25 protein-coding genes are annotated in these 23,817 nt (G+C 45.2%); all 25 read right to left on the reverse strand.

Translation table 11 applies throughout. The features are described from left to right. Positions 1-202: 202 nt before the first annotated feature. Positions 203-2,446, reverse strand: a complete 2,244-nt coding sequence (mobP3, locus tag RUMCAL_RS05140; RefSeq protein WP_021681546.1) for a MobP3 family relaxase — start codon at positions 2,444-2,446, stop codon at positions 203-205. Then, positions 2,446-2,919 carry a hypothetical protein gene (locus RUMCAL_RS05145; RefSeq protein ID WP_021681547.1) on the reverse strand — a complete coding sequence of 158 codons (474 nt, stop codon included), beginning with the start codon at positions 2,917-2,919 and terminating at the stop codon, positions 2,446-2,448. Before RUMCAL_RS05145 ends, mobP3 begins: the two co-directional genes overlap by 1 nt. 288 nt (positions 2,920-3,207) lie before the next feature. Next, entirely contained in the window at positions 3,208-3,444 is a 237-nt protein-coding gene (locus tag RUMCAL_RS05150; RefSeq protein WP_021681548.1) for a DUF6103 family protein, read from the reverse strand. Then, a complete protein-coding gene (locus tag RUMCAL_RS05155; RefSeq protein WP_021681549.1) occupies positions 3,441-4,592 on the reverse strand; it encodes a hypothetical protein in 1,152 nt (383 codons plus the stop codon). The genes RUMCAL_RS05150 and RUMCAL_RS05155 overlap by 4 nt, the downstream gene beginning before the upstream one ends. Next, a complete protein-coding gene (locus tag RUMCAL_RS05160) occupies positions 4,570-6,144 on the reverse strand; it encodes a hypothetical protein (protein WP_021681550.1) in 1,575 nt (524 codons plus the stop codon). The genes RUMCAL_RS05155 and RUMCAL_RS05160 overlap by 23 nt, the downstream gene beginning before the upstream one ends. Next, the gene (locus RUMCAL_RS05165) at positions 6,141-7,967 is read right to left on the reverse strand and encodes a VirB4 family type IV secretion system protein (protein ID WP_021681551.1); all 1,827 of its coding nucleotides are present in this window, start codon (positions 7,965-7,967) and stop codon (positions 6,141-6,143) included. Before RUMCAL_RS05165 ends, RUMCAL_RS05160 begins: the two co-directional genes overlap by 4 nt. 23 nt (positions 7,968-7,990) lie before the next feature. Further along, the gene (locus tag RUMCAL_RS05170) at positions 7,991-8,773 is read right to left on the reverse strand and encodes a hypothetical protein (RefSeq protein WP_207636440.1); all 783 of its coding nucleotides are present in this window, start codon (positions 8,771-8,773) and stop codon (positions 7,991-7,993) included. Between the two features lie 57 nt (positions 8,774-8,830). Beyond that, entirely contained in the window at positions 8,831-9,736 is a 906-nt protein-coding gene (locus RUMCAL_RS05180; RefSeq protein ID WP_021681554.1) for a conjugal transfer protein TrbL family protein, read from the reverse strand. Further along, positions 9,729-9,899, reverse strand: a complete 171-nt coding sequence (locus tag RUMCAL_RS15400) for a hypothetical protein (protein WP_021681555.1) — start codon at positions 9,897-9,899, stop codon at positions 9,729-9,731. Before RUMCAL_RS15400 ends, RUMCAL_RS05180 begins: the two co-directional genes overlap by 8 nt. Position 9,900: 1 nt before the next feature. Then, positions 9,901-10,161 (reverse strand): helix-turn-helix domain-containing protein, encoded by a 261-nt coding sequence (locus RUMCAL_RS14990; RefSeq protein WP_084194348.1) that lies wholly within the window; start codon positions 10,159-10,161, stop codon positions 9,901-9,903. A gap of 3 nt (positions 10,162-10,164) precedes the next feature. Continuing rightward, on the reverse strand, positions 10,165-11,946 hold the full coding sequence (locus RUMCAL_RS05185; RefSeq protein ID WP_021681557.1) for a type IV secretory system conjugative DNA transfer family protein: 1,782 nt from the start codon (positions 11,944-11,946) through the stop codon (positions 10,165-10,167). A gap of 16 nt (positions 11,947-11,962) precedes the next feature. Then, positions 11,963-12,925, reverse strand: a complete 963-nt coding sequence (locus RUMCAL_RS05190; RefSeq protein WP_278245032.1) for a DUF3991 and toprim domain-containing protein — start codon at positions 12,923-12,925, stop codon at positions 11,963-11,965. Between the two features lie 6 nt (positions 12,926-12,931). Next, positions 12,932-13,321: a hypothetical protein gene (locus tag RUMCAL_RS16440; RefSeq protein WP_242823486.1), complete on the reverse strand. Its 390-nt coding sequence runs from the start codon at positions 13,319-13,321 to the stop codon at positions 12,932-12,934. Between the two features lie 63 nt (positions 13,322-13,384). Continuing rightward, complete coding sequence (locus RUMCAL_RS05195) at positions 13,385-13,729, reverse strand: DUF3852 domain-containing protein (protein WP_021681560.1); 345 nt, start codon at positions 13,727-13,729, stop codon at positions 13,385-13,387. Continuing rightward, positions 13,726-14,505 (reverse strand): class B sortase, encoded by a 780-nt coding sequence (locus RUMCAL_RS05200; protein ID WP_021681561.1) that lies wholly within the window; start codon positions 14,503-14,505, stop codon positions 13,726-13,728. Before RUMCAL_RS05200 ends, RUMCAL_RS05195 begins: the two co-directional genes overlap by 4 nt. Beyond that, positions 14,492-14,827 (reverse strand): SpaA isopeptide-forming pilin-related protein, encoded by a 336-nt coding sequence (locus tag RUMCAL_RS16850; RefSeq protein ID WP_156902429.1) that lies wholly within the window; start codon positions 14,825-14,827, stop codon positions 14,492-14,494. Before RUMCAL_RS16850 ends, RUMCAL_RS05200 begins: the two co-directional genes overlap by 14 nt. Further along, entirely contained in the window at positions 14,731-18,864 is a 4,134-nt protein-coding gene (locus tag RUMCAL_RS05210; RefSeq protein ID WP_051343672.1) for a SpaA isopeptide-forming pilin-related protein, read from the reverse strand. Before RUMCAL_RS05210 ends, RUMCAL_RS16850 begins: the two co-directional genes overlap by 97 nt. 112 nt (positions 18,865-18,976) lie before the next feature. Further along, positions 18,977-19,219 carry a hypothetical protein gene (locus RUMCAL_RS05215; RefSeq protein ID WP_021681564.1) on the reverse strand — a complete coding sequence of 81 codons (243 nt, stop codon included), beginning with the start codon at positions 19,217-19,219 and terminating at the stop codon, positions 18,977-18,979. Between the two features lie 21 nt (positions 19,220-19,240). Then, positions 19,241-20,044, reverse strand: a complete 804-nt coding sequence (locus RUMCAL_RS05220) for a DNA adenine methylase (RefSeq protein WP_040647130.1) — start codon at positions 20,042-20,044, stop codon at positions 19,241-19,243. A 102-nt stretch (positions 20,045-20,146) separates the two neighbouring features. Further along, a complete protein-coding gene (locus RUMCAL_RS14995; protein ID WP_021681566.1) occupies positions 20,147-20,260 on the reverse strand; it encodes a DUF3789 domain-containing protein in 114 nt (37 codons plus the stop codon). Positions 20,261-20,280: 20 nt separating this feature from the next. Further along, positions 20,281-21,048: a phage antirepressor gene (locus RUMCAL_RS05225; RefSeq protein WP_021681567.1), complete on the reverse strand. Its 768-nt coding sequence runs from the start codon at positions 21,046-21,048 to the stop codon at positions 20,281-20,283. Further along, positions 21,032-22,156, reverse strand: a complete 1,125-nt coding sequence (dcm, locus tag RUMCAL_RS05230; RefSeq protein WP_021681568.1) for a DNA (cytosine-5-)-methyltransferase — start codon at positions 22,154-22,156, stop codon at positions 21,032-21,034. The genes RUMCAL_RS05225 and dcm overlap by 17 nt, the downstream gene beginning before the upstream one ends. Positions 22,157-22,215: 59 nt before the next feature. Further along, entirely contained in the window at positions 22,216-22,512 is a 297-nt protein-coding gene (locus RUMCAL_RS05235) for a DUF4314 domain-containing protein (RefSeq protein WP_040647099.1), read from the reverse strand. An 11-nt stretch (positions 22,513-22,523) separates the two neighbouring features. Next, the gene (locus RUMCAL_RS14445; RefSeq protein WP_021681570.1) at positions 22,524-23,621 is read right to left on the reverse strand and encodes a DUF6329 domain-containing protein; all 1,098 of its coding nucleotides are present in this window, start codon (positions 23,619-23,621) and stop codon (positions 22,524-22,526) included. Next, on the reverse strand, positions 23,602-23,817 hold a 216-nt coding region (locus tag RUMCAL_RS15870; RefSeq protein WP_021681571.1), incomplete at its 5' end, for a hypothetical protein. The genes RUMCAL_RS14445 and RUMCAL_RS15870, both read right to left, overlap by 20 nt.

Raw genomic sequence — 23,817 nt, forward strand, 5'->3', positions numbered from 1 at the left:
TCCTCAGAATGTGGTATAATAATAGCAAAAACCGCATGATCTTGTCCCGAAAAACGTGACGTAAATGGGCGGAATTGACGAAAAAATAAGGCGTACTGAAATCAAAAACAGTACGCCTCATATATTTTCCTCTTTGCTATAAAACTATCTTCTATTTTCTACTTCACATTCCCATGGCATCATGACACGGGGCATATGGCACTTAATAAGACTGCTCCTGTGTTTGCGTGCGTTCTTCCTTCATGCCAAGTGCCTGTTTTTTCTCCTGCATCATTCGGCGAAGCTTTTTATCCACGGATATTCTGCCGGATTGAAATTTCTGATTGTAGTCCTCAGAAAGACACCTACTGAGATTTACAAACAAGCTGAAAATCGTATTTGTCAACATTTCGGACTGATACTGTTCCATATTATCAAGTATATTTTGCGCATATCCGTTGCCCCGTTCAGCAGAAAATGTGAGAAATTGCAACGCTTTTTCCCGATTCTGCGGAACTTCTTCACAGCCAAATAAATAGATTTTTCCCAACCAGTAACTTGCCCACGTATTCATATTCGAACACTTTTCAAAATACGAAACGGCACACTGCACATCACGCTTTTCCTCTGTCAGATATAACTTGCCTAGCGCGTAAAAAGCATACTCGTTCTCATCCGCCGCAATCAGATATTTTTCCGCTTTATCCAGATTCTGTGTAGTTATTTTGCCGTCCAGATAGAGTTTTCCAAGCTTGTAACAAGACAGCGTATCACCGCTGTCCGCACATTCCGTCAGCACGAAAATACCCTTGTCAACGTCCTGTTCCAAAAACTCGCCGCTGATATATTCCAGTGCAATAATTCGTTTCGCATAAACATTTCCGTGTGCTGCAGACTGCTGAAAATATGTAATTGCTTTCGGCATGTCCACGTCTGTTCCCAAACCTTTCATATACATCCTACCAATCTGATACTGCAAAAGTGGCTTGATCTTTTTCGATTTCGGTTCAATCAATAAAAATCCCTGCAACGCTTCCTGATAAAGTGCAACCGATTTTTCCACATCCTTTTTGCCCAGCTTTTCAGATGTATACAGCTTTCCCAATTCAAACATCACAAGCACATTTCCGGACTTAGTCTCTGACAGCAAAAGCTGTTCCGCTTTTTGAAAATCCTCAGTCTTTGACTGTTTGTCATAAATGATTTTGCAAGCCGTTTTATAGTTGTCGCTCCACTTTAGATAATATTGATTTTCTGAATCAATAGGTTCCTCATCAATTTGCGGCAGAATCTCCATTTCCACAAAATGCTCTGGTAGTTCTGGTTCTACAACTGACATTTCTTCAGCAGGGAATTGCATCTGCAAAACTTGCTGAATAATCATGTTCCGCACAGGCTGAAAGACCTTGTTCTCCCATAGCAAAGGGAATTCCTTTTCCTTCTGCGTATAGGTTTTGTACTTCTGCCGTTCAAGTTCACACCACTTCTCGTACAGTTCAGATATATTTTTCTCCTGCGACAGAATTCTGAAAATCTCATCCACCGTTTTCTTGACTTCCGGCTTGAGATAACCGTAAACTTTTTTGCCTTTTGTGTTATCAAGTTGATTTTTCAAAGTAAGGATAAGATTTTCAAGGTTTGCATTATGAAAATGATTCTCCGCAATCTGCTTCACCAACTGTTCGACATACTTTTTAGACTCCATTTTCAATTCATCACGCCGAAGCGTCTGCTCCTGATAGATCGACTGCAATTCATCATGAAAAATATCATTTGCAAATACAGAACGTATTTTATCAATGCCTTGCTTCGTCAAAAATCCCTGCTTCGAATTTGTGGAATAAACAATCAGATGTATATGCGGATGATGCGTGGTATCGTGAAATGCGCCGTACCATTTCAGATTGCACAGCGGAATTATCGTCTGCTCCGCAATGTCAGCAATGTGCCGCATGACAAGCTCACGCCAACGGTCAGAGTTGTCATAACCCAGCCGAATCGCATCTTCACGGCGTAATGAGACAACGTGCGACCACACATTTCCGGGATGATTCGCAACTTCCTCTGCAACCTGATCAAGCACAATCGGCTCATTGCTTTCATTAAAAAGTCCATGTTCGCCACGCTTTTCCACGCCGGGTCGCATCGCCATGTAGCCGACAAAATTCTGACGGTTGCCAATCACATCCGCATTGCGCTCAATAATTATGCTAATCAGTTCAGACGCATTTTCAGCTGTAGGATTATTTTTGTAATCCTCAAATTCCAAATATTTTTTTGATTCTGGAAAATCATTGAGCAGTTCATTCAGTAGCTTTTTCTGATTCTCCGTAGAATATTTTTTACTCTGCTCACGAACTTCAACCGACTCACGAGTCGCAATATATTTCGTATAATTCTTCCGTTGAGATTTTGTTTTTGCAGTACCACTTTTCAGATATCGGCTTGTAACAATTAATAACGACATTAGTCACCGCTCCTTTGATAGCGAACCGCTTTTTCAAAATTGATAATGCCATTGATGCGTTTCACTTCATCCACACACATGATACGAAGCTTTTTCAAAGTTTCGTCATCAATTTCATTGATTGCCGCAAGCATATGTGTTAGTGCACCAACTTCCACTGCCAACTTAAAAAGAGCACGGGAAAGTTTTTGCTCGCTGCCCTTCACAATACCCTCTGTAATCACAGCAAGCTGCGGAGCAATAAACTCTGTAGCAGTACTTTCTTTGTTCAGAAGATAACCACAGTAAAACCGAATTGCCTTTTCCATAAACTCCGTTTTGGAACGACAGTTGTCGGTCTCATACAGCATATTCACCTTTTCCATCGTGTCTGAAAAAATGTACAAAGGAAACTTAAGCTTTTCTGATGCGACATTATCAAAAAGTGCTGAATCTTCGGCACTTTTTCTCTTTTTTTGCAAATCTGACTCCATGATCTTTGAAACCCTCCGTTTCTGACTCCATTCCTACAAGATTTTGTAACTCTCGCAGAATCGGCGAGCTTTGCTCGTCCGATGTGATTGTTTTGGCGGCTTGACGCCAAAACTTTAACCTGCAATAAAATAAATGACCCACAAACCCACCCGAAATCATCTAATTTCTACCATTCTCAAACTCTGCGATAAATGCCCCAAATTCGCTCCGACTACATTTAGGGTAAACTTATTCCACCGACCGCCGAATCTCGTCACACGGTGGCACACGGTGCGAACTGCGGCGAATTACTGCTCCGACTGATTTTCACTTTCCACAGGAGCAGTCAGTTTTGTCCTGCGGGACGGCTTTTTTGATGCGGTCAACTCGATAAACTCACGCACATTGGAGGGGACATATTTCTGATAAAGCTGCTCTGCAAACTTTTCAAGTTCCTCCGACAGCTTCATATTTTTCTGCCCCAGATACATCTCCAGCGCAGACAATTTTTCAGAATCAACGCTTACTGTGACTGATTTTTTCATAAGCTCAGACCTCCAATTTTCATTTCAAAATCTTCTTCCATGTCCTCCTCAAGTTGCTGCTCCGGCTGCATTGTCAGCACAGAATACAGGCTCTGACCCCTGCCGGAAATCACACCGTAAGATGTCACGGCACTGCCTGTTTGCTTCATAATCTGACTGCCAAAATCATAAAAATCTCCACTTTTCAGAAGAGAAATATCAAAATTGGTAGGCAGATTTTTCGCCAGATACGCCCGACCAAACTCACTGCAATCCCGAACAGACCGATCCCATTCATACTCAGGCAAATGCTCCATACACGCCAGCGCATCTGGAATCTCACGAATCCGTTTGCTGTCCATAACCGCTTTCAGCTTCACAAAATCATTGTGAGAAAGTTCCGACATCCGTTCTGCCAAGGCATTCAGTATGCCGATCTGATGCATATTTTTCAGACTGTCTGACGTAATCCACGGCAGTGATGACTGCAATTCACAGCAAGTCTGATCATAAACTTCAAGCAATATTTCCACATCACAGGGCAGGGAAATCCACCCTGCCTGCGCCGTATTCTGTGTATCCGGTGCAATCAGCAGACGAAAAAAACATTGCTCTGGTTCTCCAAATTCAAAATGAATGTCGGGCGGTTCGTAATCCGATGTCACACAATAATATCCATCCACAAACACACCGCCCTCACGTTCCTGCATGAGCTGACCGACTTTTTCACGGTCAAGCAATTCCAGAATCTCATCGGAACAGCCCTCCAATTCCGGCAGCAATTCGTTTTCAATGACCGTTTCGCCCAGTTCACGACAGTCCTCACAGGGATAAACCATTACAGAATCCAACCCGTAGGTCATCAAAAGCATGTCCTCAAAATCGCTTTCCGGATAAGTTTGCAGCAGACTTTTCATCGCTGCCATCTCTGTATCATCCAGATTTTCCAATCGCTCAACGAACAGATTCAGCCTGAAAATATCCGCCGTAAACTCCTTTTCACACAGCTCCGACGACAGATTCATGTTCCGAAAATCATAAATCTGAAACGTGACAGCTCTGGTTTCCGGTGGAATTTGTAGCTTGTCCAGTGCATCCTGCATTTCAAAAACGGTCATCGAGAACTCTGCTGATAACGCATACCCATTATTTTTCAAGTGTACTCTCATTTTCCTTTTCCTCCACATAACTGATGTACGGAATCTGTAGCCAGTGCGTCCAAGACCGTCCGACAAGCTTCGTTCTGGTCACGCCCCGCATCGTATTCATCGCTTCGATTACCTCGCCGTTTCCAATATAAATGCCGATATGTCCCTGATGCCATACCGCAAGTCCGGGCACTTCCGGAATGGTATCAATCGTGCCTTTGACAGTCGCCGCTTCAAACATACCATTTGCAGTCACGTCCATCATACCGTTGGAACCTACCACAATTTCGCCGGATTCTGCGTTATACCAACCGTATCCTTTGATCAGACCCACACAATCAGCAGTGCGTTTCCCCATCCAATTGGAACGAATGAAATCCATGTAGCTTGTGACCTGACCGCCGAACACAGACGCTCTGTCCTGCAGCAATGATTCCGTCAGCACGTTTCCGTAAGTGCCGTAGACATAACCCCATCCGTTTTCATGCGCCTGAATTGCCCACTGCACCAAGTCCAAATTGTTTTTCACAGCAGGGTCATATTCCTCAAACTGAATGTCATTGCTAAAACTCTTTTCCTCGCCGTACTGAATCCAAGGAATTTCAAACCAAGCCATCCAGTTCCCCTCCGAAATAGGCTCTTTTACCACACCGTCCGCAATGGATTTGGCGTACACAACATAGCTATCACCGACAAAAATGCCGATGATATTGTCGCAGATCACCACCGTTCCGACCGTTTTGGGAAGCGTGTCCATACTGCCTTTTACAGATGCAGATTGATACAGTTCCTGCACCGTTTCACTGTACCCCTCTACTGTAATCTCTCGGCTTTCTGCATCGTACCAGAGATACGACCGCAGCAGATTGTAATTGTCAACAGCCCTGCGGCTCCGCCACTTGTCACATTCTTCTGTAATCTCATCGGGATATTGCTCCTGCAAAGATTGATATAAATCTGCATACAGCACATTCCCATCGCTGTGTGGAACATATCCCCACTGGGTTTCATAGGCATTTTCTGCCCAGCGTGCCAGATCAATGTTGTTCTTCACATCCAAATTTAAGAACCAATTTTCATCAATGCTGACATTAGAAATTACAGCATAGGAACGCATAAATTCCGTATAATCAATGCCCAGTCCGTACTTCTGATTTAAGCTGTCAATCAGCTTTTTATCATCGCTTTCCTTGAAACAATCGGCGTATTCTGCAAAAAAATTCTCACCCTTTTGAACACTGTCAAAATAGGTGAGATAGAGCATCTGTGCTTTCACGATTTGATTTTTTAGGTTCAGTTTCGTCAGCGCATCCGCAATAGCTGTTCCGTCCGATTCCATCTGAGAAAGCTGCGACTGCTGCTGGGCAGAGAGATTCTGCACGTAGTCAGAATAATCGATGCTCTGGGTTTCCGCAGATGACAACTGATTTCCCATTGCCAGCAAAAGCATGACAGGCAGTAACACAATGGCGATTGCAATACCGATAATCGTACCAACCACTTTCCATGTCCGCTTATCCGTGGCAAGGTAGACAGCAATTTTTTTGGCAGCAGCAGCGACTGTGACGCTCATCTTCCCCCTGCCTTTCCAAACAGCTTTTCCTTGTAAACCGGCGCATGTACCTGAAGCAAATACCGCTCATTTCCACACCGATACAAACAAGGCCCTCTCTCCGGATATCGAATCAGCGAAAACTCCGACATTTCCAATTGCAAGGTGTCGATATACGCCTTTGGCTCGATGTTTCCAGCATTGAACAAGAACTGATGGGTTGGAATCGCAAACAGCGGTTTGGTCAACTCCCGTACCTCCGGAATCAAAAAATCATCCACATTCTGACTTGCGATCACCATCGCCGACTCCTTTTTGCGCACACGCTTCATGGCATTACGGATGTACTCGATGGCTGTTAAATTTGTGAGGAACAAATACAATTCGTCAATTGCTGCAACGGTATTTCCAACCCCCAAAAGCTGATTGCTCATATAGCTGAGAATGTTAAACAACAGCGTATCTTTCAGCCGTTTGTTGGTATCCATCAAACCTTTCACGCCGAAGCACAGAAACTGCGAATCCTTAATGTTCGTATGCCCATTAAAGTATTTCGACTCCGCACCTTTACACATAGAGTGCAGTCCCAGGCAAATATTCTGCAAAGTTTCCTCTGTGTATAAGTGCTTTTTCTCATGATCAAAGATCATAAACTCTTTTTCAATGAGATCATATAAATCCTGCATCACCGGATAATCCGTTGGTTTCAGCTTGTTAAAATCCGTCAGATCGTCAATGTCAAAAATCGCATACAGCTTCATCAGCATAATTTCAATGGTGTCGATCTCACTGTCGGAAAAGCCCTTGTAAGCTCGGAAAAAGTCCTTGAGATAAGAGATATGCTGACTAAGCCTTGTCACTTTCCGGAACGGCTCCGGTGAAGTTTCATCACGCTCTGCTTCGCCAAAACTTTTTGGTTCCAGTGGGTTGATCATATATTCTCCCGACATGAAATCCAGATAAGTGCCGCCAAGATTGTTCGTCAGATCAGCATATTCCTGTTCTGCATCCAGAATAATCACACTTTTCCCGGATTCACGCAGATTTGTCAACAACAGTTTCATAAGATAAGATTTCCCCTGACCGCTGTTGCCCAGAATCAGCACGTTTGCGTTGGTTTTATCATCACTGCGCTTGTCAAAATCTACCAGAATGTTCGTGCCAAACTTATCCCGACCGATATAAAAACCTTTTTCATCCGTTTTGCCGGAATAATTCAGCGGATAGAGATTTGCCACAGAACTCGCCGGAAGCACACGTTCATACAGGCTTCCAAACGCATTGTATCCAAAGGGCAAAGCCGAAAGCATGCCCTCTTTTTGACGCAGAATCAACCTGTCTACTGTAATTTTGGAACGTGTCAATTCCATTAAAATATCCGATTGCAGTTCTTTCAGCTTGTCCTCAGAATTCGCCTTTAATTCGATAAAGACAGCACAGTGCAGCAGCGGTTCTTTGTTTCGTCTCAGGTCAGCAATCAGCTGCACCACATCCTGCAAATTGCTCTCCGCTGTCAGGGATTCCGTCACGTCGTTGGTGGTGGACATCAGTTTGTTCCGTCGCGTGGCGTGCTGAATGATCTGCCGCTGCTCCGCACTGTCCACAAGTCTGTTGTAAATGCGGAGCGTCACAGAATTCCTGTCTGCAAGGTGTGCCAGAATCGCTTGCTCTTCGGTTGTGGTTGGCCATTCCCGCACTGCCCACACACATTTACAGCTGTTTCCACAAATAAAATGATCGGTGAAAAATCTGACCGTACTGGGGACGATACGGTCAAAAAATTCCTGAATCCGAATTTCTTCCGCCTGTTCTTGCGTGAGCATTTTCTTCTTTTTCTGAAACATTTTCAATTTCAATACCTCCGTTTTTACGCTGTCTCTAAGTAATTTTCTCCCTCAATATCGGAAATTTCCTCTCCGTGCATGGACGCTTCCAAATAAATCGCCAGCATCCGCTTGACGTCAGATTTTCCCATGCGCCGCACGTCAAATCCATGCTCCGAAATTACTTTGGCTGTGCGGTTGATCTGCTGAAATATCTGTTCCTCCTTCTTGTCCCTAAAACGAATGCAAAACAGAAACTGCCTTGCCGTAGACATCTCAACCTGAATATCGTCCAGAAATGCCGCATCCTGTTTCAACAGCTTTCTCACATTTGGATTTTCCTCAGATTTCAAGCGGTTCTTGATATGCACCTTGTTCCCGTCAAAACATTCACAACTGTCAAGACAAATGATTTCCAGTTCCGGGATCATGCTGAGCAGCATCATCAGATGATAGATTTTCACATCAATATTCTCAGCCGACAGCACAGAAATATTGGTGGGCTGCACACTGAAAAAAGCAAGTTCAGCCTTGTCCGTCTGCAAACTGTATTTACCGAATGTCCGCAGTCCAAACAGGTTCTGCGTTGATTTTTTATTCTTCATAATCATCCTCACTTCCAATAAAATAACTGCTGTGCGGTCACGAAAAACCGAAACGCACAGACCATGTAATCGATTACCGTCGTTTCCTCCAATCGAATGCTCAGAAATGCAAACACTGCCGTAATGGCAAAGGGCAGAAACGTCCATAGCTGCGTTAAAATTACTACTGACAGAATCAGTCCGAGACAAATCATCAGAAAGTCCCGAATACTCCAGAGCCACAGTCTGGAGGTCGCTTTCAAGTTTTGCGGATAAATATATGTTTTCATAATGCACCCCCTATGCCAATTTTCTTGCCACAAATTTTCCTACATGAATCGCAGAATTTACCGTATGGGTTACGCTCATCATGTTGACTCTCACAGAAGTATCCAACCCAAACTGCTGCGCAATTCTTGGCACTTCATTTGCTGCCAGCATGATGCCAAGTCCCAGCAGCATATTGGTCTGCCATGTCAGCAGCCCTAAGAACATCAGGCTTGTCTGCAAAAATGCCGTCAGACATAGGGCAAAGATCTGCTTACACCAGCCGTTGAAACCGTCGGAAAATCCTCTTGGAAGGGAGAACATATACAGACTTCCCACCGCAATCTGGCACAGCAAAATACCGCCCCGCTTGATGTTGGCAAAGAATAGCTTTACCACACAGTAGGCCAGCGCAATCATGGTCAGCAGTCCTAATAACCCTGAATATCCGCCCATATTTTTTAGCACCACTTCTGCCGTTGTGCCTAAATCTCCGCGAGTTGCACCGATAAATGAACCGATTAGATCTCCTGAAAATGTAGTTTGCAGCGTGATGCAAAACTTGTACATCTCCACTGGAACTTTCGTGAACAAGCTGACCGCCATAAAGCCTTTCAACACGTTCAGACAGGTACTCTGAATGTTTGCACGTCCGGTCTGATATTCGATTGCTGTATCAAATACTGCAACTACCAGCCCTGCGGCAAACAGCGTCCAACCAAACAGGGAAAACAGCTGCAAAAAAGCGCTCACCCAGGACTGGCTGAAAATATCCGCACCCATGCCATTCATCATACCAAAAAACTCAGCAACTGCGCCGTATATGGTGTTGAACAGCCACTCCAGCATCACGTCCCAGACGGCTTCAGAAATGGCAGTCCCTACATCGGAAAACTTATCGCCCACCCACGACAGTGCATCGCCGATCCAATCAAACATCGCCCACACTCCATTCTCTTAGTTTTTCTTCCGCCGATAACAGCCGCTTCATGTTCGCATACTGCCGGTTGGAACGGCAATAAAAACAGCGGCATTTCCGTTTGGTTTTCAGAAAATACCGCTTTGTAATACGATAACAGCTGCACATTTTTTCTGTATGCATTTCAACACTCCTTTAATTGATATAACGTAGAACTGCGTCCGCCGCTTGTTCGCCACCGCTTTTCACGAGTAATGAGTCCCGCAGTTTCCAGATCATTTAATGCACGAAACACCGTGGATTTCGACAAATGCAGATCTTCTGCAATCGTCCTGACGGACGGATAGCACTCCCTGTTTTTGTTTGCACGATTGGACAGATACATGTACACCGCAACTGCCCTGTGAGGCAGTCCATACTCATAAATTTCTCTTGCAAATTTCAGGTTTTACACACCTCCTGTCCTCGGAATTTTTCTTCGTTTTGGCGTTTCTTCTTCCAATTCTTCATCTTCTTCCGAAACTGTTTTTTTCATCTGCGGATACTGGATCTCCACTTCACGCATCAGTGCTTCCTTGCTCATGTAGGTGACAGTTCTTGCACCCCTGTCCTCCAAAATATACGGTTCTTCAAAGTAGATGCCCCACTTAAAGTACAGCTTCAGCGGCGAAATCATGGGATGCGTTCCCGTTTTCATGACAATAAACTGTCCCTTTGGCATAGATTTCAGCTCATCCACTGTGAGAAGCGGTCTGCCGATCATCTGGAGCGATTGGGATTTTTCTTTACCATGAGATACACTGCCTGACAAAACTGTCTGCTCTCCCAGCGCTTTCGATAACACTTCTGCACTCTGACTGTTTGGCGCAAATCCACCGAAAATGGTTAGCTGTGTGTTATCCGTGATGATTTCCTGCCCCTCTTTGCCGTAGTTTTTGTTCAGCTGCGCAAAGGACTGAATAATCGCTACAATGCTGATTCTTCTGGAACGGCTTGCGGAAAACATGGCTTCTGCGCCCTCGATTTTTGGAAAAGTGCCGAATTCATCACAATAAAACATTACCCTGTTCGGCAAGCGGCCGCCGTTCTCATCGGCAATCACAAGAATTTCTCTGTATAGTTGCTGAATAATCAGCGATACCATGAAATATTTGCTGACATCTTCCTCTGGAAGCACGATAAAGATTGCCGACTTTTCCTTGCAGAATTTTTCCGCATCCAATGCAGTACCAAAACACAGAATCTGCTCCATTTCCGAGTCGATAAAGCTGTTCAGACGGGACAGGGCTGTACTCATGACCGACAACATCGCTTGATCTGCAGAGTGCAATGCGGAACCTGCAAGCCACTTCGCCTTATGCTCATCCGGCAGCCGTTCCATCAAAGCCTTGAAGCCGCTTTTGGGTGCAGTTTTTTTGATGGATTGCTTTTCCCACACAGGTTCCAGCAAGTCCTGAATCATCTTGAAAACCGACACAATGTGGCGTTCGTTTTTCTCACCGAACTCGGCAAGAAGCAGAATTAATGAAGCAAGCAGACCCTCCGCTGCGTCGTAGAAAAAGGCGTTTGCACCGTAAGCTGCTGCGTCCCCTCCGCCGATACTGATAATGGTTTTCGCCGTGATTTTGGCGTACTTTTCGGCTTTTGCCTTTGCGGAAAGGTTGTGCTTATCGGACAGATAGATGTCCATATATTTGTTCACCAGATGCAGGATATTGTTTTCATCGGAGCGTGTGGGATTGCGTAAATCCAACACAGAAACATTGTAGTCGTAATACTTTTTCGCTATGCTGCCGCAGTTCCGAAAAACATCGCCCTTCGTGTCAGTTTGCAAAAAAGACATACCACTGGCGCAAGCAAATTCCAGATTGGGATACAAGAAAAAAGCGGTCTTTCCCACGCCAGCAGCGCCAATCATAAGGGTATGCACATCGCCCTCGTCAACAAGAGCAATCGTCTGTTTTCCATGAGATTTACAGCCGACTACTGTTCCCTGAACTGTTGGCAGATATCTGCCTTTTCGCCAGTTTTCCACATCAAATGGGACTTGGGTATACGTGTGTTTCACCTCTGATTTCGTAGCAAATCTGGCAGTACCATGCTGACCTTGCCCAACAGTTTTCCGCTTGATTCCATTGAGGGAATAGTTATTGGAACAGTATGCCAGTATTAGTAATAAAACAAAAATGACCGACATTGCAATAATGCCGATCAGTTGACTTTGTGTCATTTAGAACACCTCCGTGTTATCCATATTCCATGTGCAGCACCTCCGATGGCTCTTCGGTCTGCGTTTCTTCCTGCATGAGCTGCGGTGCAGACAATTCCTGTTCTACCTCACATTTCACAGCACAATCTGCAAGCTGATACAGCTGCTTTGCCGTCTGAATCATCTGTTCTTTGGTACGTGACTGCGTATACCGCAAATCACGCATGACCGACTGATAAGCGGATTTTAAGTTGTCCTGTTTTGCACACAGTTTTCCCTTGTCTGCATACGCTCTGTACTCGTCCGACAGCTTGATTTTCAACTTTTCAAACATCGTATTTTCAGCGCTTTTGCTAATAAAAAATGCCGATGCTACTAAGGCATATTCAGCAAGATATCGGTATTGTCCATTTTGAAATGTCTTGGAAATCCGGTTGAGCATTCTGTCAGGATTGCATTTGAAATATCGCAAATCTAACGCAATTTCCTGGTATTTTTCTTTACGGAAATGAGGAACAGCAGATAGGAACTCCACGCCGTGAAGTTGCTTCAAATCCTCATTAAAATCCTTATTCTTCGGAATAATTCTCGATACGCTTTCATATCCGTTCTCGTGAAGAATATCTGTTAAGCGTTCAGCAGCATCAATTCCTCCTGCATCGTTATCTGTGCAAAGTACAATTTCACTGAGATTGCAATGGTTTTTCAACGCTGTGAAAACCGCATTTTTGTACACACCGTTCATGGCAATGTAGCTATGCTTCTGCCAGTTTTCCGAATGCAATGTCAGGTAACTAAGCATATCTATAGGCGCCTCAAACACAAACAGTTTGCCTGACTCACCAAAGTGGGCAAAGCTGTATCTGGTGTCGGAACCCTCACAAGTAATTCGAAAAGCTTTCCCAAAGGAATTGGTAGAGCGCAGATGCGCCTGCCGGGGAGCGCCGTTTTCATCCATGCCCACAAACACTGCGTTATGATGTTCTGCATCCTCGTACAGCGTGTGCTATTTTGCAAAATGTGTGATAATTTCCGGCGAAATAAAGCGCTGCTTTATGAGGTAAGCATACACACGATGCATATTTTCATTGGCTTTCGGCAAGTGGAATTTCTTTATCTTTTTCTCCTGCACAGCCGCTTTCGGCGGACTGTGGGCAATGGGAGCAACACTTCTTCCAAGCAACTCGTTCATGGCAGTCTGAAAATCCATGCCATAGAAATATCGCATGAATTGGATGGCACCGCCGCCGACCTGATTCTTGTGATCGAACCAAGCTGCGCCGTGAATCATAATGCTGTCATGTTTCCCACTGCCGTCATAATAAATCAGCTTGTATTCTCGCCCAACTTTCTCTAATTTCTCGCCCCTCATGCGGAGAAATTCTGTCAAGTCCACGCTGTTCGCAAGCTGCTTTTCCTCCTCTGTGTATGGAATATACGGCATATTTGCATCCTTTCCTTAGAGTCCCACAATACTCCATAAATACAGCGGTGCAGTCAAAGAAAAGCTCAGGCAACCAAACAAAATCGCCGGAGCCGTCCATTCAAATTGTCCATGTTTGCGATAATCCATGTATGAAGTTGCGATCTTCACAAACAGCAAAATCGCCAGAATGACATCAACCACCGGGAACACCACATTGTTGACAATGGTCTTGATCTGTCCCTTGGCAGCATTCCAAGTGCTTTCCACTGCTCCGGCAACCTCACCATCTGCAAACGCCGTCAGGCTGCAAAGAAAAGCCAGCACAATAACAGAAACCGCCGCAATCATGATCTTTTTCGTTCTTTTACTCAATTTCATATATTCTCATCCTCCATGATTTTTCCAACCAAAACTGTCCGGGAAGAACTGTTTGCGCCAGTGCAAGTGGACAGCATCACAAGACGATCCGTATCGGCAATTTCAATGTCATCGTAAATTACCGCACGATTTACCGCCTCACTCATGACAGTCCGCCAGCTGGAATCCGTATTGTAAATTTCGCCTGTGTTTTCCGTTACATCCACTGCGAAAAAACACACGCAATATACATCATTTTCCGTGGTCAGCCAACCATAGCGGTGACTGTCAAAATATGTTCTGTCGGTGAAATTTATCACGTCCGCAAACATGGAACGGTTGCTCATATTGTGACCGTATAAAATATTGGAAACGCCCGAAAAATCAGCGTTACAGCGGTAATCCAAAAAGATGGAACCAGCATACAAATAACCGCCGTCTGCCCCATGATGCAAATAAAAGTCGTTATCCTCCGACTGCATGATGGGGTAATTGATGTGCGTATCCGGCACATAAATCCAGCCGATGGCGTTAGCATAATTTGCATTCATTTGCTGAATTTGCGCTGTCAGCATGTGCGTGGTTGCTGTAGCAACAACAGGTATGTTCCCGGTTTCAGCCACAGCTTCGTCCAACGTCTCGCATACCTCAGAATCCGGCGCATAATCCTTGACCTGATTCCACTCCATTTTCTGCGCAGCATCGCTTCCAAACAGCAAATACATTCCACCCCAGAAGAGAGCAGCTGCGGTCACAGCCAGCCCCATGCGGATTGCTTTTTTCTTATTCGTTTTCATGTTCCACCTCAACAAAATCCAGGCAGAAAGCGACGTTTTTATCAGCCTTTTCACTTCTGCGCTTCTTTTTTCTGCTGATGGCAAGTGCTGCGAAAATGATGACGCTTCCGGCAAGCATCAGATATGCCAGCGAATTCCGACCGCTGTCGCCGGTATTGGGCGTCGATTTTGTCACCGGAACCGCATCATCGTACATGACAACTTCCGTCACTGTGCCATCCGCATTCACCGTGAATTCCACATCATTTGCAATAGCGTAGCCGTCCGGTGCAATGACTTCATGCAATGCGTAGGTTTCACCAGCTTTGAGAACCGCCTCCAAATAATGCGGTTCTTTGGTTGAAGTCCATTCTTGTCGATAACCTGAAGCTTTGCGCCTGGAAGCTCCTCACCAGTGGTGATATCCTGCTTGGAAATCCGCACTTTTGTGGTGTCGTCAACCATAACAATCAGGGGATTACCATCTTCCGAAACAGCGATTGCGTCTACGTTTTCTACAGTAACATTGCCGTAAACGTCGACTGTAAAACTGATATCAGTTGCAATCACATAACCGTCCGGTGCAGCGATTTCTTTCAGCGTATAATCTCCGGCAGGAAGCTCCGTAGCAACATGGTTTTTGCCGTCGGAAGTCCATTTTTCAACCGTTTCTTCATCGCTGTTGATAAGCTCCATTTCTGCGCCGGAAAGTTCTTCTCCATACACATCCTGTTTGGAGATTTCAATGGTAATCGGCTTGTTTTCAGCTGTGATTCCCACAATTTCACCGTCCTCAGAAATTGTCATGAGATAGCCTTCCTCACTGAGAATGTAGCCTGTGGGAGCCTCAATTTCTTTGACAATATACTCGCCGTAGGGAACTTCATCAAATGCAAAATATCCGGTTTCGTCGGAGATTGCCGTCATAATTGCATTGCTTTCCACAAATTCTGTACAGTCTGTTTGGAACAATCCAAACAGTGCATTTTCCAGCGGTTCATCGGATTCATTCACTTTGATTCCTTCGATTTTTCCACGCTTCAGCTCATTTTCAAACTGACCGCAATCAATATTGACTGTTGTGACTTCCTGTCCCATATATTCAAAGTCCACAAGATACTTTTCGCCGTTCAAAACGTAATGCTCGTCTGTGGCAATTTCCTGCACATAATACTTGCCAAACGGGATTTTCTCTGCAATGACAGCCGTCATATTTTCATTCAGTGAGACATCTGCAATCAGACCGTCCGCAGGAATGACAGAGCCGTCAGCAGCAGCAATTTCTTCCGCTGCAAACAGCCCGAAGCGGACATTCACTGCGCTGTTTTCTGCCGAAATGCCGAAGGTTTCATCACTTTCCATAACCTTAGAAAGTGAGATCTCAACACCCTGATAATCATTGACAAATGACGTATTTACGGTATCCAGAACAGCGATTTCCTGCCCTGCGTATACAAGCTCCACAACCTGCGATTCACTGTTCAAAACATATCCGTAAGGCACAGTAATCTCCTTGACCTCATACTTTCCGAGGTAGAGCAAATCTGTTTCCGCATAGCCGTTTTCATCGGTTTTAAGTTCGGCAACAACGTCGCCTGCATTTGCACGAATTGTACCGTCAAGAGTAACAATATCCTCAGAGGCGATCACCTGAAATACTGCACCGGAAAGATTTCCGTTCGCAAACACGGGAGTGTAGGTGGTCGGATTTACTATCATCTCGCCGTTTTCATCTGTGTAAGCGGAGGACGCCGCTGCAACAGACACGAAGCTGTCGCCGGTTTTCTGAACGCTGATTCTGCCTTTCTGAGCGATGTTTTCCTTGTTGACTTTCACGATTGTCAAAGCGTTTTCTTCCTCTGCATTTTCAGCGGAGATTGTGAAGGACACAGGAGTGCTGTCCAGCACATACCCGTAGGGAGCCTGAACCTCCACAAGCGTGTATTCTCCGTAAGAAAGAACTTCCGGTGTGATCAGATAGCCTTCGGAATTAGTATAGAATACGTCTATTGTGGTTGGCGTTGGATATCTGTAGGACATGGAAATCTTTTCGCCGTTAGAATCGTAAATCTCAAATCCTGCGCCCTCGTAGGGAATGGTATTTCCAGTTTCGGAATCCACTTTCACGATTTTTACATAGCTTTCAAATTCTCTGTTGTTCATAAGGAAGGCATAGGTTTTGCCGTTTTCACTGACGTACACATCGAAATCCGCAATCAACTCCGTACCTTCCCAACTGGCTGTCTGATGCACCGTGTACACGCCGTATGGCATATCTTTTGTCTGTGCAAATCCATTTTCATCACAAGTCAGATAGTCGCGCTCTGTTTCAGCAGCATTGTCATAACTGCCGGAACTCTTGAGGTAAACCTCAAATTCAGCGCCGACTTCCGGTGTTTCGATCTGCGTGCTGCCATCATCAGAATGCTTCAAAATGGAGATGTTTCCCTTTACCACATCCTCGGTCACGGCAACGGGAATCAGATTGCTTTCCACCGTATAATTCTTGGCTTCTGCGCCAACGGAATGCACCGTCTCATCCAGCAGATATCCTTCGGACGGCGAGATTTCCTGAAGCGTATAATTGCCGCAAACATATTCCTTTGTCTTGAAATATCCTTCCGAATCAGTGGTATAGGTGTCCACAAGATCGCCATCCAGATACAATCCGTAAACTGCTCCTGCAAGTGTGGCGTCACCCTGTGCGGAACCGGTTTCTGCATCCTTTTTGACAACCTCGGCAGTAAATTTTTTCAGCACATTTTGGAACGTTTTCGTTGTGGTAGCGTCAGCCGTCAGCGTAGCCGTCTGATCAGCAGGAACAACGTATTTTATCGGCACATTCTTCTCAGAAATGGTGTAGACAATCTTTTCGTTATTACTGTCATAGACGGGAATGTCAGAAAGTATGGCAATGCCGTCAGAGCCTGTTTTTATGGTATAAGTTTTGCCGCCGCCTGCGATCGTAAATTCACGGTCGCCGTTTTCGCCGTCCTCCGATTGCTTGTTAATTTTGAGATTGCCCTTCACCAGGTCATTGATAAAAGTCAGGTTAACTGTTAAATCCACATTGCCGTTTGCCAGCGTCACGTTCTGTGCCTTTGGCGTTTCATAACGACTGGCAACATTGATTTCGGAAACGGTGTAGGTGATCGCCTTGCCTGTACTGGAATTGTACACTTTCAGTCCAGAAAATTCCGCAACGCCGCTGGAATTGGTCTTTTCCGTATACGAACTTCCGTCCGAACCGGTCACCTTGAATTCGATATCTTTCACAACATTATCCTCAGAGGTCTTGTTGATTTTGATAGAGCCAGTTTCATAGTCCTCGTACACGGTCACGGTCTGATTGGCTTTCAGTTCGTAAACTTTTGTTGACAGCGCATAGCCCTTCGGAGCAGAAATTTCCTTGACGTAATAACTCCCCATAGGCAGCTTTATCGAACCTGTACCATCTGCGCCAATCGTAATTTCTCCGACTTTAGTTTTGCATGCAGAATCGGCGTAAACGCCGTACTTCGCCGTGCTGCCGTCAACCGTCGATTTACCAACAATTTGGGATGTTCCATCGAGACACTTTTTGATACGGAAGGTTGCATCATTCTGCGTGATACGAAAAGCCGAAGTATTCAGCGCGGTTGCACTTTTTCCGTCCGTATTGTTGTTGATGACAACGCCCTGGGAACCATTGGATTCGATGCGCCAGTGGGTACCGCCATTGCCATTTCCACTACCAACTGTTGATGAAGTGATCAGACTTTCCGGAACGCCGATGCTTTTCAGATAGGATACCACATCGTTTCGGGAATTGAATTCGCCCATGTAAATCCAAGCATGGTTGATGTTTTTTGTCTCCGCCACAACCACCGAACCAGCCGTGATGGTGGAGCCGTCGGCGCATTCCCAGTAGGGGTGCTCCTCCGTTTTGACGTTCTGTTTTTCAATGTCAATGTTGGAAGTCTTTCCGCCGTAGGTAATCGTACAGCTGTCACTGACCGTCAGCCAATGTGCTGTGTCCACAGGAACGGGATTGTTCCACGAAAATCCCGATGTACTGTACCCCAGCTGGGTCAGCGTGTAGTACACAAGTCCGGAACAGTCGATACCAAGACTGTTAATCGTGCTGACGGACAGCGGCGCATATGCGCCCTGGGTGTAGATACCAGAATAACCTTTGTTCCCGAAGGTGTAAGGCGTTCCCAGCAGGGTTGCCGCTTTTGCGATAACCGTATCGGCGGACGGAAATGCAACATTTTCAGTGGAACTGCTTACCGCACTCGCACCAAACGAACTATTGAAATTTGTTCCCAGCATAGAAAAAGCGCAGAGTCCTGCCATCAGACCTGCACCCAGTTTTTTCAATATTTTGTTTTTGAACATATACAAACTTCCTTTCAAAAAGCACGAAAATACGTGCTGTAATGCGTTTTTTTGTTGCTGAACCTTACCGAAAAAGTCGGCGAACGAATTTTTGTACAGAACCAATCAAGGATCATATTTCATCACACTCCGCATCGCATTGTTCCCACAGCGGACAATCCTGGCAGTGTTCATAATCCATGCAGATTTCCTGCTGTTCGTCCTCCGATAATTCTCTGCGCAGAACGGTAAGGACGACGCCGTCCGCATTTTTCTCCAGTTCCACACGCACCGGCAGGCCATTTTCGTCAAACAGCCCGCTGAAATTTGTCACACCGTTTCCGGCTAAAATCTGCGAAAAAATCACTTTTTTCATACATCAATTCCTCCATCATCGTCAAAAAAGAGAGAGTTGCCTTGTCATTTTTGCTCTCTCGCTGGTATCGTAATTGGAAATCAACAGTTCATTGTACATGCAGCCGCCCTCATATCGCTGCACCAGATTGTTCAGTCTGCTGATTTCCTCTATGGCAATGCCCGGTCTGTTCCAGAGTTCCCTGATTTCCGGGCAGTCGTTGTAGGAAACTAAAAATTTTCCTGAAATCTGTAGTAATGTATCCCTCAGCCGAATATGATCTGCCTTTGTAAATCCCACATCCTTGTAATAATTCTCCGTCGCAAAATACGGCGGATCGCAATAGAAAAAGCTCACCGGGCGGTCATACTGCCGGATGAGCTTTTCAAAATCACGATTTTCAATGACAACCTTTTGCAGCCGCCTTGCCGCCATATCAATTTGCGGAAAATCACTCCACATGGAATGCGGTTGACAAGCAAAACTGTCCAGACTGGCGGCGTAACTGTACCGAATCAGCTGGTAAAACTTCGCTGCACGGTCAATATCACAAAATTTCGGAAATAATCCTCGCTTGTGTAAGCTTACAATCCAGTTAAAATCCTCACGGGAATTCAGCACGTATTGCAGCTTGTATTTCAGCTTGTTCGGCTTGTTCCTGACACAACGATATAAGTTGATCAGATTGCTGTTGAAATCGTTGAATATTTCAAAATCATTGTCGGACGGCTTGTGAAACAACACCCAGCCTGCACCGCCGAAAACCTCGATATACCGTTCATAATATGGCGGAAATCTTGCAAGTACGGCATCCCTGAGTGCCTTTTTGCCGCCTACCCATGACATAAAGCTATTCATGTAACGCCTTTCTGCCGTTTGCCAATGACAGAAAGAAAGTCGCTTTGCAAATCACAGAATAGCTTCCGTCACTGGCAAAACGACCTTACCTTACTTTATTTTCGTTTCCATTTCCTCATCTGCACTTTTGGCGGCATTGCACAGCGCCATTACTGCAGCACCCAATGTTCCGCCCAAAAGCAGTCCTGTGATAAATCCAAGCATAATTTCACCCCCCTGAACAGTTAAATTTCATTGCAGAATTCTTTTTTCAGTCTGCCAATGATGTATTGCTGCCCCTTGCCAGTAACAAACGTCTGCTGATAAGTTCTGCACATAGAATCCGTTTCAAAAACGGACTCCTTCACCGCAAAATACCCTCGGTCGATGTACTTCTGATACGGCAAATTTCCTGACATCAATATCTCGTTTTCCCGCAGCCAACGGAACAGCCGATTCCTGCCGATGGGGATATCTTCTTCCACCGCAAGCTTTGCCATGGCGTTCATGTCAATCAGATTTTCTGTGTTTGACACCTGATTGGCAAACTCCACTAATGTCTGGTCGTGGCAGATTCGTTCGTTTAGCTTGTTAATCGCCATCATCTGCAAACGGAACAGATTTTGATACGGCTCGTCCAAAAAAGGGAGATAGTTTTCGATGAACATATCCTCGTTGGCAACGTAGCCGCCGGTGCGTCTTAAAGTGGGCAGAATATTTGCGGTAACCCATCGCTTAAACTCTTTGGCTCTCGGCATTTTGCTTGATAGAATAAGGCTGTACAAACCGCTTTCATTAATTAGCGTTGCGCCACGCTGACCAAAACTCGACGACGTTTTGTCGTTGAGTTTTTTATCTTCATTATCAACATGCATTGCAACAGCTTTGTTGACATCAAAGTACCCTAAAATAACTGCAACGTCCTTTCCAACAAACCACGGTTCGCCGTTTTTTATCACTGTCCTGACTCTGCCAAACTCTTCACTCTCAAAAATTTTAATGATATTTTCCACGGCTTGCCTCCTCGTCAAATTTCAATAAATTTCTTGCAATTGCCTCAACAACCGCAACCGTAATCGAATTTCCGGCTTGTTTGTAAAGCTGAGCGTCGGACATTCCCGTTGCCGCAACCTTTTCAAATTGATCCTTGCGAAACCCCTGTAATTTCCAGCATTCCACAGGCATAAGCCGACGAATCCGTCCTCTGTGAACAATTCCATGCCTGTCTGTCACCGTAAGTGTAAACATCGGCTCGTTGGGCTCTTTGATTCTTCTGCCGTTCTGACGGGTATGCTCCTTAAACGGATTGAGAATGGCTCTCGGCGCATCATCCACAAAAACAGCGGAATGTTCACCTCTGTGATGACTTATTCCGCTGTTCTGCCTTGCAGTAATACATCTTGCTGCGTCCGTCATTTGAGGACTTGGATTACAGTCTATAAAATAAAGTCCTGTTTTACCTCCCATGCCGCCTGAACCGCTGCACTGTGTAACCGCTATGCCGTTTGCGGAATACACCCTCGAACCCTGACTGCCGCCGATCAGCTGTTCAGTTTTTCCTTTGCCGCAATTTTCCGCATCATTTCCTCCGAAAGCCAGTATTTCGGCGGGACATCTGTCTCCAAGATATCCGACAAGGAACAGCCTTCGTCTTGACTGTGGTATTCCGAAACCGGAGCTGTTAAGCACACGCCAGCACATACGATACCCCAGTTCTGAAATCTTTTCAAGGATAATTCTGTAGCATTCCCCCTGCGATATTCCCAACAGATTGGGTACATTTTCAGCAATAAAATAGCGAGGTCGCTTGGCTTCAAGGATTTGGATATAGTTGAAAAAGAGGTTTCCTCTGTCGTCCGCAAAAGCGAGTCTGCGCCCTGCGACACTAAATGATTGGCAGCATGGTCCGCCAACGAGCAGATCAAAATCCGGCATACCTCCGTAATCGATTTTTGTGATGTCCTCATAAAACTTTTCTCCTCCTGTGTCGTACAAGGCTCGATAAGCCTTTTGCGCATATCGGTCGATTTCGCACCAGCCTACACATTCAAATCCGCCCATTTTTTCAAATGCCGATCGGAATGCGCCGATGCCTGCGAAGCTTTCAAAATATCGAATCATTTTCACCTTTTCCTTTCATTTGGGCAAAAAGACAGTTCAGTTTTTTCAAATCAAACCGCCTACATAGACATATGCATTTCAAGTTCTTCTGAGGGATTCTCAGTTTCTTGCATTTCCTCCGACAAATTTTCTTCCGGCTGAATCACATGGAATCTGTCCTCGCCGGGGATTAGCGAAAGGGAACACCCGTTGTCCCACTTCATGAATAATTGACCGGCGTCATCTACTGTAATTACCGTCCCCTTTGTGCCTGACGGAATCGGTCGGGGATCATTTTCCATGCTGTCAAGGCAAATCCTCGTGCCTTCCGGATACCTCTGTCGGAGTTGTTCCACTTTATCTCTGCTATAAAACATAGCTGCTCCTTTCACATCGTCATGCCCATGCTGGGTTCTTCCGTGTGTTTCTCAGCCTGAGACAATCCCATTTCTTCTTCTGTCTGCAGCGACCAGTCGTTGCTGTCATTCCAAAAACTTACATAAATCTCGCCAAAATCAGCGGTTTTAACGCCGTGTTGTTCAAGACCTTCGCCCCAACCATCGCTTGCCTGACCAGTGAGATAGCTGCGTAAATCTTCCAGTTCACTTACTGTCAGTTCGCCGGAAATTTCACATTCAAATACGCCTACGAGTTCGCCGTTAACATCTCTGACGGATGGAATCGCCGAGAAAACTTTTTCTCGAATGGCAGGATCATCGTAATAGTAAGCCATCAATCCACGGTGTTCTTCATCCGGTTCTTCGCAATTCCGAATAAAATCGTTGATCTCATCCACACAGCCTTCGGCATATGCAGACGGAATTTCCTCAAAATCTTCCTCTGTAACTTCCTCGTCCCATTCGTAATCAGGTTCTTCCGATTCTCTGACAATTTTTAGCGGACAGTAAAATGTCAATTCCTGTGTCGGTTTCGCTTCTACCGTGATATCCGGCTGAAAGGGAACTTCGATGGACTGACTTTCTGCCATCTGAATGTCCTCACGTTCTCGGAGCATTGCTGTTACCGCATCACGCAGAACGGATTTTACATCCAGATCGGATTCTGCCAGCAGTTCGTCAAATGCGAGGCTTATTTCACCACAATGGGCAAGCTCCGCAACTTTGTCGGCAATTTTTTTCAAATCGTTATGCAGCCTTGTTTCAGCTGCGGTCATTTCATTGCTCTCCAGCAGTGCTCTTGCGTTGGGGATAAACTGTGATTTTCTGGCGTAATTGCTGCCTTCGGACTCCACCAGTACTCCATCGCCGCTGTCATAGTCCACAAACAACAGACAATGTGCCGTATCACCCTCCGTGTACATAAGGTCACGATATGCAACGATGTACGGATCATCATGCATTAGATGATTTTTCAATTCCTCAAAGCTTCTGCCATAGAGCGTGACGACCCTTTCCACGCAGATTTCACAAGGCTTGTAATCCGATGCTTTGTGATTCAGTGTGCTGTTAAAATGTAACTTCTTCATATTCTTCCTCCGCAATGTATTTTGAAGCAGTCTTTTTCATCTCTGCCGGAAACAAAAAAAGACCGCTTTGTGCAGTATCACGTGTTTCGTGATACCAGACAAAACGGTCTTCAAAAATTTGTATACTATTTTCTATTTGAAAAATAAAGATTGATATTTTATCTTTGAACTGACCCCAAAAAGTTAGACAAAGATT

The organism is Ruminococcus callidus ATCC 27760 (assembly GCF_000468015.1).
Lineage (GTDB): Bacteria > Bacillota > Clostridia > Oscillospirales > Ruminococcaceae > Ruminococcus_C > Ruminococcus_C callidus.